Source organism: Anaerocolumna xylanovorans DSM 12503 (assembly GCF_900143645.1).
GTDB lineage: Bacteria > Bacillota > Clostridia > Lachnospirales > Lachnospiraceae > Anaerocolumna > Anaerocolumna xylanovorans.
The window spans coordinates 356556-370493 of record NZ_FRFD01000005.1; the positions used below are offsets into that span (position 1 = coordinate 356556).

The 13938-nt window shown below is 40.4% G+C and carries 11 protein-coding genes; 7 read left to right on the plus strand and 4 right to left on the minus strand.

Going from position 1 to position 13938, the window contains the following annotated elements:
* Nucleotides 1-2 precede the first annotated feature (2 nt).
* Nucleotides 3-854, minus strand: coding sequence for an AraC family transcriptional regulator (locus BUF11_RS09965; protein WP_242952354.1), 852 nt, complete (start codon nt 852-854; stop codon nt 3-5).
* Between the two features lie 271 nt (nt 855-1125).
* Here BUF11_RS09965 and BUF11_RS09970 point away from each other — a divergent pair, with 271 nt between their 5' ends.
* Nucleotides 1126-1527, plus strand: coding sequence for a hypothetical protein (locus BUF11_RS09970; protein WP_073588684.1), 402 nt, complete (start codon nt 1126-1128; stop codon nt 1525-1527).
* A gap of 116 nt (nt 1528-1643) precedes the next feature.
* Here BUF11_RS09970 and BUF11_RS09975 read toward each other — a convergent pair whose 3' ends face one another.
* The gene (locus tag BUF11_RS09975; protein WP_073588685.1) at nt 1644-2465 is read right to left on the minus strand and encodes a DeoR/GlpR family DNA-binding transcription regulator; all 822 of its coding nucleotides are present in this window, start codon (nt 2463-2465) and stop codon (nt 1644-1646) included.
* 342 nt (nt 2466-2807) lie between these two features.
* Between BUF11_RS09975 and deoC the strand changes: the two genes are divergently transcribed.
* The 6 genes from deoC to BUF11_RS10005 all read left to right on the plus strand — a co-directional run bounded on the left by deoC (nt 2808) and on the right by BUF11_RS10005 (nt 9419).
* The gene (gene deoC, locus BUF11_RS09980) at nt 2808-3473 is read left to right on the plus strand and encodes a deoxyribose-phosphate aldolase (protein WP_073588686.1); all 666 of its coding nucleotides are present in this window, start codon (nt 2808-2810) and stop codon (nt 3471-3473) included.
* Nucleotides 3474-3616: 143 nt separating this feature from the next.
* The gene (gene deoD, locus BUF11_RS09985) at nt 3617-4321 is read left to right on the plus strand and encodes a purine-nucleoside phosphorylase (protein WP_073588687.1); all 705 of its coding nucleotides are present in this window, start codon (nt 3617-3619) and stop codon (nt 4319-4321) included.
* A 169-nt stretch (nt 4322-4490) separates the two neighbouring features.
* Nucleotides 4491-5675: a BMP family lipoprotein gene (locus BUF11_RS09990; protein WP_073588688.1), complete on the plus strand. Its 1185-nt coding sequence runs from the start codon at nt 4491-4493 to the stop codon at nt 5673-5675.
* 87 nt (nt 5676-5762) lie between these two features.
* Nucleotides 5763-7289 carry an ABC transporter ATP-binding protein gene (locus BUF11_RS09995; protein WP_073588689.1) on the plus strand — a complete coding sequence of 509 codons (1527 nt, stop codon included), beginning with the start codon at nt 5763-5765 and terminating at the stop codon, nt 7287-7289.
* A 73-nt stretch (nt 7290-7362) separates the two neighbouring features.
* Nucleotides 7363-8466 carry an ABC transporter permease gene (locus BUF11_RS10000; protein WP_073588690.1) on the plus strand — a complete coding sequence of 368 codons (1104 nt, stop codon included), beginning with the start codon at nt 7363-7365 and terminating at the stop codon, nt 8464-8466.
* Entirely contained in the window at nt 8466-9419 is a 954-nt protein-coding gene (locus BUF11_RS10005) for an ABC transporter permease (RefSeq protein ID WP_073588691.1), read from the plus strand. Before BUF11_RS10000 ends, BUF11_RS10005 begins: the two co-directional genes overlap by 1 nt.
* 103 nt (nt 9420-9522) lie before the next feature.
* Here the strand turns inward: BUF11_RS10005 and BUF11_RS10010 are convergent, their stop codons facing one another.
* Complete coding sequence (locus tag BUF11_RS10010) at nt 9523-11769, minus strand: DNA gyrase/topoisomerase IV subunit A (RefSeq protein ID WP_073588692.1); 2247 nt, start codon at nt 11767-11769, stop codon at nt 9523-9525.
* A gap of 92 nt (nt 11770-11861) precedes the next feature.
* Entirely contained in the window at nt 11862-13793 is a 1932-nt protein-coding gene (locus tag BUF11_RS10015; protein ID WP_073588693.1) for a DNA gyrase/topoisomerase IV subunit B, read from the minus strand.
* Between the last annotated feature and the right edge of the window lie 145 nt (nt 13794-13938).

The following is a 13938-nucleotide window of genomic DNA, read 5'->3' on the forward strand; positions in this document are numbered from 1 at the left end:
AATTATAGGCGGTCTTTCTTCACAGTTACCGGAATTAAGATTTCCACAAAGCAGCTATCGGTGCCCTCATCCCAGAAGAGGTACTTTTCTATGGTGGGAAGCCCGGATTTTTGGTATTTACTCTGAGGAAGGAATTCATTATTGATACGGTACCAGACATTACCCAGAGTTTGTTCTGCGATACTTCCCTTTGCTTCGAAGCGAAGCCATGTGGCCTTTGGATACTCATAGGTATCAAAACCGGCGGCATCCGCTCCATTCCATTCAATGCCGCACATATAGTCATTGCTTCCGTCAGGGCCAAAGCCAAAGCATAATCCAAGACCAAAAAATCTTCCGCAGAGCTCATTGATTCTTTCATTGCTGCCGTCGCTTTTTACTACAGCCCATGTCCCGCCTCCGTAAGGAGTGGTTCTTCGTACGCCGATTACCTTAAAAGGTTCTTTTTCCAAGATGGTATAATTCATTTTCTCTACCCCCTTAATATTCAATTCAAAATGCAGCTTACAGTAGAAGGTGAGAGTAACGCTTGATGTTCTGACATCAGACGGAGAAAGGCCATGCAGCCTTTTAAAAGCTACCCGGAAAGAATCGGCGGATTGATAGCCGTACTTTAGGGCAATATCAATTACTTTTTCGTCGGTATTTTGCAGGTCATAGGCTGCTAAGGTTAATCTTCGCCTTCTGATATATTCAGCAAAGGAGATACCGGTAATCTGGGTAAAGGAATTGTGAAATAAGGAGAAGGGGCAGGCAATTATCCGGCTGATGTCGTTCTCCTCAATATCCTGGCTTAAATGCTCCTCCACATAATCAATTACCGAGTTCATTCTTGTTGTCCAGTCTGATTGCATAGTTATCATCACCTCTTGGATTCATTTTATATGATATAACTTGAGTTTTCCCGACATTTCCTATAACAAATTTAACGTGCGGCAGCAGTTATTATACAGTACATTCTTACTTCCTTTAGCTGACGGTAATTTCTATCTTGATTTTAGCCTATGCCAAAGGTGTTTGTCCATGAAATTAATTTTTTTATATTTTTCACAATTTTTTCACATCTGTCGGAAACACTAAGTAAGAAGGTTAGTGTTTTGCCATTCAGGAAAGTGAGGAAGCTGAATGAATAAAATAAAGTTATGCGGTCTTGCTCTGACCGGCTTACTCTATGCGGCCGGATTAGGAACAATCACAGCAAACGCAGCGGAGACAAATACTGGATCGGCAACACTGTCAGAAGTAAACAAGGATAAAAACAGCAAAGATGCTGCTTTTGATCAAAAAATAAAAAAGGCCGAAACTGCCTGGCAATCCCTGACCAAACAACAGAAGGAGGATATCTATGCTCTGCTTGAAGCAGAAATGGATGACGAAGCGAAGCTGTTGGATAAAATGGCAGAATATAAAGTATTAGATAAAACGGATGCGGACAGGTTTAAGGCCTTTAAAGTGCAGAAACTTAAAAACCTAAGAGAGAGCGGTGAGTTCCCTCTTATGAAAAAGAAGCCAAGAAAAGAGCAGTAATATTTGCTTACAGCAGTTGGTAACGATTGTTATGGTAAAGCGCTGACCTTCTTTTAATAAGAAACGCTGTGAAGAATGGTTTTTTTAATCCGTTCTTTCACAGCGTTTAAAAACTTTTATTTCTGGGTTGGTACAATGTGCAGCTTAATGTTTTTGGATTGAATAAGCTCTTTCCATTCCTCCGGAATTTTATCGTCTGTTATTATGGTATTAAAATCCGTTAAGCTTCCAATATAAGCGGGCTTCACCTGATTGAATTTACTGGAGTCAAAAATAAGTATTTTCTCAACAGAGGATTGCATAATTGCCAGTTTGGTAGGAACTTCATAATCGTATACACAGGTTATGCCAAGACTTGCATGAACCCCTGCGGCAGATATAAAGGCTTTTGTAAACCTCATACTTTTTATTAATTCAACTCCCTGAAAGCTTTCGACCATCTGTGTTTTTGGATGGTATTTCCCCCCGGAGAATATCAGGGTTAGATTTTCCTTTAAACGAAGAGAGTTAAGGATATTGGCGTTATAGCATAGAATCGTGGCTTTCGTATCATCAGGAACGTATTCTGCAAGCATTTCCGTAGTCGAACCGGAATCAATTACGATAATATCGCCGGGATTAATCAGGGAAGCGGCATAAGAACCGATACTTTTCTTTTCGGCATCTTTGGCACTTTTGGCATTTGACACTTCGTAAGGGATACCGATGCTATATTCTGCTCCCTCCTTGCCTTTAAAGGTAGGATTATCAGAAGTAGGGTTATAGATAGCAGCTCCATACACGCTATTTACAATACTATGCTGTTCCAGGACGTCCAAGTCCCTGCGTATTGTCATCTCGGATACTCCCAGCATAGCTGCCAGCTCCTTAATGGAAGCTCCGTTTTTAGTTTTAATAATATCGATAAGCCGGTTAAGCCGGTCTGTCTTCTTGCTCATTCTTAACTCCTCATTAACAATATAGTAAAGACATAGCGGTAAATGATATTCGGTAAATATTAACATAGTAATATAGCATAATAATTTATGTTAGTATTATAACATTTTGTGGATATATATTCAACATAATTCTTAATATTATATGAAATGATTTAATTAGAACAATAAAACAACAAAAAATGTGAAAAGTGGAACAAAAATTTGTTGACCAATACCAATAAAAGTGGTAGTATAGAACTAGGAAATGAAAAGCATACTACAATTTTGATTTAGATGTTTGTTTTGATTGTGTAAATTGTACGAATCATCTGGACGATTGGAGTGTTTGGAAAAGAGGTTGATATGAAAGAATTAGAAATGCTGCGTTATGTGGATCATACTTTGTTAAAGGCAGTTGCTTCCTGGGAAGACATTAAACAATTATGTGAAGAAGCTCTGGAATTTCAAACTGCATCCGTATGTATTCCTCCCAGTTATGTAGGACGTATTAAGAAAGAATACGGAGACAGGCTTACTATATGTACAGTAATCGGTTTTCCTTTAGGATACAACACAAAGGAAACGAAAGCCTTTGAATGCAAGCAGGCACTGGAAGATGGAGCATCTGAAATTGATATGGTAATTAATTTAACGGATGTCAAAAATGGCGAATATAAAAAAATAGAAGAAGAAATTGCCTTGTTAAAACAGATAACAGGTGATAAAATCTTAAAGGTTATTATAGAGACCTGTTATCTTACCAAGGAAGAAAAGATAGCTATGTGCCATGCAGTAACCAATGCAAATGCTGATTTTATCAAAACTTCTACCGGATTTGGAACAAATGGTGCTACCTTGGAAGATGTTGCTTTATTTAAGGAGCATATCGGCCCTGCGGTTAGGATAAAGGCTGCGGGAGGGGTTCGTTCTCTGGAAGACTTGAGAGCATTTATAGAAGCCGGCTGCAGCAGAATCGGAACAAGTTCAGCAGTAAACCTGGTGAGAGGATTAAAAGCAGAAAGTTATTAAAATGAAGGTATTTAAGCAAAGAAGTTAAAAATATTAAGAAAAATGCTTCGTTTTAATTAATTAACTCTGTATCCTGTCGATAGTATGTTTGTGATAGACAGATTATGCGCAATGATTTAAAATAGGCAATGAGGAGGAATACTATGAGTACACCTACACCGCATATAGCGGCTGGGAAGGGCGATTTTGGAAAAACTGTATTAATGCCCGGAGATCCCTTAAGAGCAAAATTGGTAGCAGAAACTTACCTTGATAATGCTGTATTAGTTAATCCTGTCAGGGGAGTTAACGGATATACCGGAACTTATAAAGGAAAGAAGGTTTCCGTAATGGCAAGCGGAATGGGTATGCCTTCCATCGGTATTTATTCCTATGAGCTGTATCGTTATTATGATGTGGAAAACATTATCCGCATCGGAACTGCCGGTTCCATGCATAAGGATTTAAAAATCCGAGATGTAGCATTTGCTATGGGAGCCTGCACCAACTCAGCGTATGCCAGTCAGTTTGAACTGCCTGGAACATTTGCGCCCATCGCTTCCTATGAACTTTTGCACAAAGCAATACAGGTGACAGAAGAAATGGGAGTTCACTATATGGCAGGTAATTTCTTATCCTCAGATACCTTTTATGATGATTCTCAGAGCACAATGAAGTGGGCCAAGATGGGAGTTCTCTGTGTGGAGATGGAGGCAGCAGCACTTTATATGAACGCTGCAAGAGCGGGTAAGAACGCACTTGCTATCTGTACCATTTCTGATTCTTTAGTAACAGGAGAAGCTACCACAGCAGAGGAACGTCAGGAGAGCTTCCGCGACATGATGAAGATCGCTCTGGAGATAGCATAACTCGAAGTTAGGATAACTCGGAGTTAGGATAACTCCATGGCAGAGAAAAGGAATCAAAAGGACAACAACGGCATCGCCATATAAGAGGAGAAGATGCGCAGTGGGATTTGCCTTATAAAGGCAAACGATTTATGAAAAAAAAGAATACTATTTAGGGAGGAATGAAAAAATGAAGTTATTCAAAAAAGCATTAAGTATCGCTTTAGTCATGACGTTAGTATTTTCATTAGCAGCATGCGGTACCAAGAGTAACAACGGTAATAAGAACACAAACACCGGAAATACATCCGGATCAGAAGCTACACCAGAGGTAACAAAGGATGCAGCAGGTTCTGACCAGTATGAAATTGCATTAATTACCGATATCGGTACCATCGATGACAAATCCTTCAACCAGGGTGCCTGGGAAGGTGTTGAGGCTTATGCAAAAGAGAACAACAAGACATACAAATATTACAAACCTACAGAAAAATCCGATGATGCTTATTTAACAAGCATTGACCTTGCTGTTAAGGGCGGCGCAAAGATTATTGTTTGCCCCGGATATCTTTTCGAGGTTCCTGTGCACACAGCACAGACAAAATATCCTGATGTAAAATTCATCATCTTAGATGGTGTTCCTCACGCAGGTGATTATACACCTGATATTGCTTCCAATAGCTACTCTATCTTCTATGCAGAGCAGGAAGCAGGTTTCCTTGCAGGTTATGCAATTGTTAAAGAAGGATATACAAAGTTAGGCTTTATGGGTGGTGTTGCAGTTCCCGCTGTTATCCGTTATGGTTATGGATTTGCACAGGGTGCTGACGCAGCAGCAAAAGAATTAGGACTTGCAGATGGCAGTGTTGATTTAAAATACACCTATGTTGGTAACTTTGATGCTACTCCTGATAATCAGGCAAAAGCAGCTTCCTGGTATAATGAAGGAACAGAAGTAATCTTCGCTTGCGGCGGTGCTGTTGGTAACTCCGTAATGAAGGCTGCAGAAGCTGGCGGAAAGAAAGTAATCGGTGTTGACGTTGACCAGGCATCAGAGTCTGATACAGTTATTACTTCTTCCATGAAGAACTTAAAGAAATCTGTTTTTGACGCTTTAGGAACATTTTATAATAACACATTCCCTGGCGGAACATCTGTAACACTGGATGCTACAACAGAGGGTGTTGAGCTTCCTATGGATAGTTCCAGATTTGCAAAGTTCACAAAAGAAGATTATACAGCAATTTATGATAAGATTGTTAAAAAAGAATTTACTATCTTAAATGATACAACAGCACTGGATAAAGACGGCAAAGCAATTGCTGATGCCAGCGGCCTTACTCTTCAATTTGTTAAGGTTCAGATGGTGAAGTAATAGCAGGTTAAAGGATTGTGTAAAAGCAATGAGGGTGCCTATATTATATAAGTACCCTCATTTTTAAAGAATGCTTAGGAGGACTGTATGGAATATGTCATTGAAATGAATCATATTACAAAAGAGTTTGGTAATTTCAAAGCTCTTGATGATGTAACGCTATGTGTGAAAAAAGGGGAAGTTCATGCTCTTTTAGGAGAGAACGGAGCAGGAAAGTCTACACTGATGAGCGTTTTATTCGGCTTATATCAGGCAGAACAGGGGGAGATAAAGATAAACGGCAAGCCCGTTAAGATCAATAATCCCAATGATGCCAATAATTTGAATATAGGTATGGTACATCAGCATTTTAAACTGGTGCATAATTTCACAGTCCTGGAAAGCATCGTTTTAGGCAGAGAGACCGTAAATGGCGGTTTCCTTAAAATGGACGAGGCCAGAAAAAAGGTTGTAGAATTAAGTGAGCATTATAAGTTGAAGATAGATCCTGATTCCTACATTTCAGATATTACGGTAGGAATGCAGCAAAGAGTTGAAATATTAAAAATGCTTTACTGCGATAATGAGATTTTGATTTTCGATGAGCCGACGGCTGTACTTACACCCCAGGAAATCGATGAGTTAATGAAAATAATGAAGAATCTGGTAGATGAAGGAAAATCTATTATATTTATTTCACATAAATTAAACGAAATTAAAGCGGTTGCAAACCGCTGTACGGTCCTTCGAAAGGGCAAGTATATCGGTACTATTGATGTAGAGACTGCGACCAGAGAAACCATGTCGGAGATGATGGTAGGACGTAAGGTAAACTTCAATCTTGACAAAGCGGAAGAAAAATTAGGCAATGTAACATTAAAGGTTGAAAATCTTTCAGTTGTATCAAAAATTTCTCATAAGAAAGTGGTTGACGATGTATCCTTCGAGGTACGAAGAGGAGAGATTGTCTGCATTGCAGGTATCGACGGCAACGGGCAATCGGAGCTGGTATACGGTATTACAGGCTTGATACCTCTTCAATCCGGTAAGATAGAGATTAACGGAAAAGATATTACGAAGGATTCCATCCGAAAGAGATCCCTTGCGGGGATGGCACATATACCGGAGGACAGGCATAGACATGGTCTGGTACTGGATTATACCGTACAGCAAAATGTTGTACTTCAGACATATTTTGAACCAAGATTTCAAAGACATGGATTTATCCGTTTTGATGCGGTAAGAGAGTATGCCAAGAAATTAATCAAGCAGTATGATATCCGAAGCGGACAGGATGAAAATTCTGTAACCAGAGGAATGTCGGGAGGTAACCAGCAGAAGGTTATTATTGCAAGAGAGCTTGACAGGGATCCGGATATTGTACTGGCTGTACAGCCTACCAGAGGGCTTGATGTCGGAGCCACGGAGTACATTCATAAACAGCTGATTAAGCAGAGAGATAACGGAAAGGCAGTGCTTTTAATATCTCTGGAATTAGATGAAGTTATGGAAGTAAGTGACCGTATTCTGGTTATATATGAAGGTGAAATTGTAGCGGATTTGGATCCGAAAGAGGTAACTGTACAGGAATTAGGTCTTTATATGTCTGGTTCCAAGAGAAAAATTGCGAAATAATGCCGGGAAATAAACTCTTTGTATCTTAAAACTATCACAAAGAGTTTGCCTATGAGCAGGAGAGAGGATTTGTATGAAGAAGCAGAAATTTGAGTTAAGCAAGGGCGGCAAGGATTTTATCGCATCCATCGCAGCGATTGCCGCCGGACTTCTTTTCGGATTGGTAATATTGCTTTTTAGTAATGCCAGGCAGGCTTTCCCGGCCTTCGGAATGATACTAAAGGGCGGCTTTACGGATGGATTATCCGGTATAGCACAGGTACTTTATGTGGCTACCCCCATAATTTTAACCGGTCTGTCCGTTGGATTTGCTTTTAAGACCGGACTATTTAATATTGGTGCTCCCGGACAGTTTACCTGTGGAGCCTTTGCAGCAGTTTATATCGGTGTAAAATGGACCTTCTTACCAGCTGGTGCACATTGGATCGTTGCACTTCTTGGTGCCTTAATTGCAGGGGCAATCTGGGGAATGGTACCAGGTATTTTAAAGGCGATTGCCAATGTAAACGAGGTTATTACTTCTATCATGATGAATTACATCGGAATGTACCTTGTTAATATTTTGATTGTAAAGTTTGTATATGACCCTGTAAGGAATCAGTCAGTTCCTGTTGCTAAGACTGCTAATATTCCCAAAGCAGGACTTGATAAGTTATTTAACTACAGTAATATAAATATCAGTATATTTATTGCGATACTGGCAGTGATTGTTATTTATATTGTTTTAAATAAGACAATCTTTGGATATGAGTTAAAGGCCTGCGGACTTAGTCCTGAAGCGAGCCGTTATGCAGGTATCAATGCTAAGAGAAATATCATTCTTTCCATGACCATAGCCGGTGCACTTTCCGGTCTTGGCGGCGGACTTCTTTATCTTGCAGGATCCGGTAAGTACCTCCAGGTAGTGGATGTTTTGGCACCTCAGGGCTTTAACGGTATTTCCGTTGCTCTGCTTGGTATATCCAATCCAATTGGTATTTTGTTTGCCGGCCTGTTTATCGGACATATTACAGTTGGCGGAAATAATATTCAGCTTTATAATTTTGTACCTGAAGTCGTTGATATTATTATATCTACTATTATTTACTTTGGAGCATTTGCTCTGTTAATTAAGAGTTTACTTGATAGATTCCGCAGAAGACCTTCTGAGTCCGGGGCAGTAAAGGAGGAAAAGTAATGGATATTATATATTTTATTGTACAGCAGACCATGTTTTTTGCTATCCCTCTTTTGATTGTCGCATTGGGAGGAATGTTCTCCGAGCGAAGCGGTGTTATTAATATCGCTTTGGAAGGTATCATGGTAATGGGAGGATTTTTTGGAATCGGCTTTATGCATATCTTTGAATCCAGAATGAGCGGACAGCTTCTTTTACTCCTTGCCTTACTGGTTTCCGGTGTTACCGGTGCAATATTTTCCCTATTACATGCTTTTGCTTCCATTAACCTGAAAGCAGATCAGACCATTAGTGGTACTGCTCTTAATATGTTTGCTCCTGCTTTCGTAGTGTTCATAGCAAGAATGATACAGGGCGTTCAGCAGATACAGTTTAAGGATACTTTTCGTATTAACAAAGTTCCGGTACTTGGAGATATTCCGGTACTTGGACCCCTTCTGTTCCAGAACTGCTATATAACAACTTATATCGGACTTGGAATTGCTATCCTTTCCGGAATTGTTATCAGTAAGACAAGATTTGGCTTAAGACTTAGAGCCTGCGGTGAGCATCCACAGGCAGCGGATTCGGTTGGTATCAACGTGTATAAAATCCGTTATGCAGGTGTTATGATATCTGGTGCATTAGCCGGTATCGGAGGTCTTGTATTTATCGTACCTACTTCCACAAACTTTAATGCCAGCGTTGCCGGTTACGGTTTCCTTGCTTTGGCCGTTTTAATCTTCGGTCAGTGGAGAACCAACAAGATTATTGCAGCAGCATTCTTCTTTGGTATCATGAAAACCTTTGCTTCTGCCTATTCAGTAGTACCGGTTTTAAGAGATCTTCCGATATCCAATGAAATATATAAGATGATTCCTTATATCGCAACCCTCGTAATTCTTGCCTTTTCTTCTAAGAATTCTCAGGCTCCCAGAGCAGAAGGCATTCCATACGATAAAGGCAGCAGATAAGTTTTGCTTCGTTAGAAATATCAGATATGAAAAAGGCCGGTTGATTTTTAACCGGCCTTTTAATTTGGGAACAATATATATAATAAAACAGTCGATTTTGTTTTTACAACTGTGCCTTCTGTCCCTTTTGTCCTCTTTTTCTTAAGCGGACTTTTTTTATGTTCAATTCTTTTTCTTTGTATAGAAAGAATTCATCAGATGCTTTCGGAATGACAGTCAATGCTACAAAGTCGCCTTTATCCAGTTCAATGGATTTGACACCTCGCCCTGTCTTTTTCATTTCGGGGATTTCCGCCAATAAGAATCCAAGGGATGCCCCTTTTTCCGTAAGTATAATAACCTTGGAATCCTTGGCAAGAGCCTCTCCTGCCGATAACATGATTACACTTACCACCTCATCCGCTGCTTCTAATTTGGTGGCGGATATGGCAGTACGGTTGGTTTCAAACTCAATACCTGATACGAGCTTAATATAGCCTGCTTTGGTGGAAAATACAAGCTGTGATTCAAATAGCTGTTCAAAAGAGGTATATGTCAGGATATTTTCCTTATCTACCTTACAAAGAGTGTGTATAAGAGCACCTTTATCCTTGATTTTGCACTTTGGTATCTGGGAGACCTTCACCTGATACATATTTCCCTCTGCTGTAAAGAGACAGAGCTTGTCCGTGTTTTTGCACAATATGATGTGAGGATATTCCTTTAAGGTATCCTCGGACAATCTGGAATAGGAGACTGTATCAATGGATTTGGTATAGCCGAACCGGTCTATCAGGATATAAATGTCTTCAATCTTTACCTCTTCCACATAATCCACATTGGTAATTGATGTTAACTTCGTCCTTCTGGGTACATTAAAGGTTTTTTTATAATTTTTCAGAGTATTTTTTATGACCTTATACAATTCAGACGAGTCACTAAGGATTAATTTGTATTCATCAATACTTTTCTTTAAGGAATCGTTCTCTTCGTGTAATTTGAGGATTTCCAGCCCGATTAAACGGCTTAAGGGCATGGAAAGGATTGCTTCTGCCTGACGTTCCGTAAAGTCAAGAGTTTTCGCCTGCTTTTCAGATGCCTTTGATTTAAACTTAATATCTGTGATATCTCCCAGAGTCAAGCAGCCCTTAGCCTGAGCGATGGATGAGCTTCCTCTTAATATTTCGATAATTAAGTCGATAACATCTGTGGCACGTATCAAGCCATCTACAATTTCCAGCCTGTTTTCTGCCTTAGCAAGAAGATGTTCGTATTCTTTGGTATAAAGCTCCTCCTGGAAGACAACAAATTCCTTTAGCATAGCTTTCAGTGAAAATACGATAGGCTGCTGGTCTTTTACTGCCAGCATATTAACACCGTAAGTATCCTCCATTAAAGTCTTTTTATAAAGGCCGTTTAACAGATTCTCGATATCCCTGTCCTTTTTTACTTCAATAACGATACGGATGCCTTCCTTGGAGGATTCATCCCTTACGTCATAGATTTCATCAAATACCTTGTCCTTCATAAGGTTAACAAGGCTTTCTACAAGTTTTGTTTTATTACCGGCTACCGTGTAGGGGATTTCAGTGATAATAATATTTTTGCGTCCGTTTTCACCATTTTCAATTTCGGTTGCGGCACGAAGACGGATTTTACCTTCGCCGGCTTCGTAGATACTTCCTATGTCTTCCTGGTTGATAATCATTCCCCCGGTAGGAAAATCAGGGCCGGGGATATATTTCATCAGCTTTTCCAAGGTGATGGCAGGATTATCAAGGTAAGCAATGGCACCGTCTATCACTTCGGCAGGATTGTGAGGAGGAATATTGGTTGCCATACCTACGGCAATTCCGGTAGAGCCATTGATTAAAAGATTTGGAATCATAGCGGGTAGAACCGCCGGTTCCTTCTCACTGTCGTCGAAGTTAGGGATAAAGGGTACCAGTCCTTTTTCCAGGTGATCAAGCATTGTCATGGCGCCTTCGGAGAGCCTTGCCTCTGTATAACGCATGGCAGCACTTCCGTCACCGTCTATGGAACCAAAATTCCCATGTCCGTCTACTAATGGGATGGACATAGAATAATCTTCCGTCATACGTACCAGTGCATCATAGATGGAACTGTCTCCGTGAGGATGGTATTTACCCATGGTATCACCTACGATACGGGCACTTTTACGGTGGGGTTTAGCAGGGTCAAGCCCCAGTTCCTTCATAGCATAGAGGATACGCCGCTGCACTGGCTTTAGCCCGTCTCTTACGTCAGGAAGTGCTCTTGCTATAATAACGCTCATAGCATAATCTCTGTAGGAAATTTTCATTTCCTCCGAGTAATCCATCTGTATAATATTTTCTGTATTTTGTTTCATGATTCCTCCCATTGCATATCGCAGGCTTGCCTGCAATATTGCCACAAATAGAACTGCGTGAAAGAATCTATCGGTGGCATCCTTTCATTTCTTTATATATCAAGTTTTGCATACTTTGCTTCTTCCATGATAAAGCTCCTTCTGGGAGGAACATTACTGCTCATGAGAACAGAAGTAATTTCGTCTGCTTCTACGGTATCACTTATAGTAACCTGCGCAAGTACTCTGGTTTCCGGATTCAAAGTAGTTTCCCAAAGCTGGGAGGCATCCATCTCGCCAAGGCCTTTATAACGCTGAAGGTTTAAGATTTTATTTCCGTTTATCTTCCGGAATTTTTCCAGTTCAAAGTCATTAAACAGGTACTCTGACTGCTTCTTTTTCTTTCCTTTTAAGATTCCTTCGTATTCTACTTTATATAAAGGCGGCAGCCCGCGGTAAATCCTTCCTTCCAGAATAAGCTCCGGCATAAAGCGGTAGAAGAAGGTCAGAAGAAGAGTACTGATGTGGGCGCCGTCAACGTCGGCATCGGTTAGGATAATGATTTTTCCGTAGCGGAGTTTGTTAATATCAAAGTCATCTCCGATTCCACAGCCAAAGGAGGCAATCATGGACTTAATTTCATTATTTACTAGAATTTTTTCCAGAGAGGATTTTTCAACATTCAGTATCTTTCCGCGTAAGGGCAGAACGGCCTGTGTACGGCGGTCTCTGGCTGTCTTTACCGTACCGCCGGCGGAATCTCCCTCTACAATATATACTTCACATTCCTCCGCTTTTTTAGAGGAACAGGAGGCTAATTTTACTTTGGCATCGGAATCAGAGATTTGCTTTAATACGGCAAGTCTTGCCTTATCGCCGGCCCTTCTGGCATTATAGGATTTCATGGAATTATCAATAATGCGTTTCAGTACTTCTACATTTTTATCAAAATAGCGCTGGACTTCTGCAGAAAAGATTTCATCTACCGCACTTTTGGCATCGGTATTACCAAGCTTTGTCTTAGTCTGCCCTTCAAACTGAGGGTCGGGATGCTTGATGGAGATGATAACAACAAGACCGTTTCGGATATCTTTGCCGTCTAAATTTTCATCCTTTTCTTTTAAGATGCCAAGTTCTCTGGCGTACTGGTTAATAACCCTTGTGAGGGCGGTTTTGAAGCCTGTTACAAGAGTACCGCCGTCTACTACATTAATACGGTTACAGTAAGCATTTATCTGTTCGGTAAAGGAATCTGTATACTGGAAAGCTACTTCTACTTCAATTTCACCTCTTTGACCGCATAGATAGACAGGCTCCTCATGAAGAACAGTAGATTCGCGGTTCAAGTAGGAAACAAAGCTTTTAATACCAAATTCCTCCTGATAAATGGTTTCTTCTTTGGTATTCTCGTCCAGAAAATGAATAGAAAGATTTTTATTGAGGTAGGCAACTTCCTTTAGCTTCTTTTTGATGGTATCAGCTTTAAATTCCACCGTTTCAAAGATGGTATCATCCGGATAGAAGGTGACGGAAGTTCCGGTGTCATTTTTAGTGCATTTTCCCACAACCGGTAACAGCCCGTCCACAAGCTTTGTGGCAGGATGTCCGCCGTTTATATATTCATCCTGATAGATTTTACCATCCTTTCGGATTTCTACAATCATGCGTTTAGAAAGAGCATTTACAACAGAGGCACCTACACCGTGAAGTCCGCCGGATACTTTATAAGCAGTTCCGCCGAATTTTCCGCCTGCATGGAGAATCGTATAGACTACTCTGGCGGTAGGGATTTTTTTTGTTGGGTGTATATCCACCGGGACACCTCTTCCGTTATCCCTTAAGGTAATACCCCCGTCTTTCTTTAAGATAACATCTATCTGGGTGCAAAAGCCCGCCAGATGTTCATCAATTCCGTTGTCAAGGATTTCCCATATCAGATGATGAAGACCTCTTGAACCGGTGCTTCCGATATACATACCGGGACGCTTTCTAACAGCCTCTAAACCTTCTAACACTACAATCTGACTGCCGGTATATTGTTCCATACATTTATTTCCTTTCGTAAATCATCAATTAGAGTTATTCTAACATATTTGGAGTCTAAAATCCAGTTATTTGGTTATCTGCCGGACATCTGTCAGGCAGATGTCCGGGACAAACACTTCAAGGATTCCCGTTAAAATAAATGAA

Bases quoted from the DNA above. Each gene is read 5' to 3' on its own strand.
- BUF11_RS09965 (WP_242952354.1), bottom strand. From the start codon at position 854: ATGCAATCAGACTGGACAACAAGAATGAACTCGGTAATTGATTATGTG.
- BUF11_RS09970 (WP_073588684.1), top strand. From the start codon at position 1,126: ATGAATAAAATAAAGTTATGCGGTCTTGCTCTGACCGGCTTACTCTAT.
- BUF11_RS09975 (WP_073588685.1), bottom strand. From the start codon at position 2,465: ATGAGCAAGAAGACAGACCGGCTTAACCGGCTTATCGATATTATTAAA.
- deoC (WP_073588686.1), top strand. From the start codon at position 2,808: ATGAAAGAATTAGAAATGCTGCGTTATGTGGATCATACTTTGTTAAAG.
- deoD (WP_073588687.1), top strand. From the start codon at position 3,617: ATGAGTACACCTACACCGCATATAGCGGCTGGGAAGGGCGATTTTGGA.
- BUF11_RS09990 (WP_073588688.1), top strand. From the start codon at position 4,491: ATGAAGTTATTCAAAAAAGCATTAAGTATCGCTTTAGTCATGACGTTA.
- BUF11_RS09995 (WP_073588689.1), top strand. From the start codon at position 5,763: ATGGAATATGTCATTGAAATGAATCATATTACAAAAGAGTTTGGTAAT.
- BUF11_RS10000 (WP_073588690.1), top strand. From the start codon at position 7,363: ATGAAGAAGCAGAAATTTGAGTTAAGCAAGGGCGGCAAGGATTTTATC.
- BUF11_RS10005 (WP_073588691.1), top strand. From the start codon at position 8,466: ATGGATATTATATATTTTATTGTACAGCAGACCATGTTTTTTGCTATC.
- BUF11_RS10010 (WP_073588692.1), bottom strand. From the start codon at position 11,769: ATGAAACAAAATACAGAAAATATTATACAGATGGATTACTCGGAGGAA.
- BUF11_RS10015 (WP_073588693.1), bottom strand. From the start codon at position 13,793: ATGGAACAATATACCGGCAGTCAGATTGTAGTGTTAGAAGGTTTAGAG.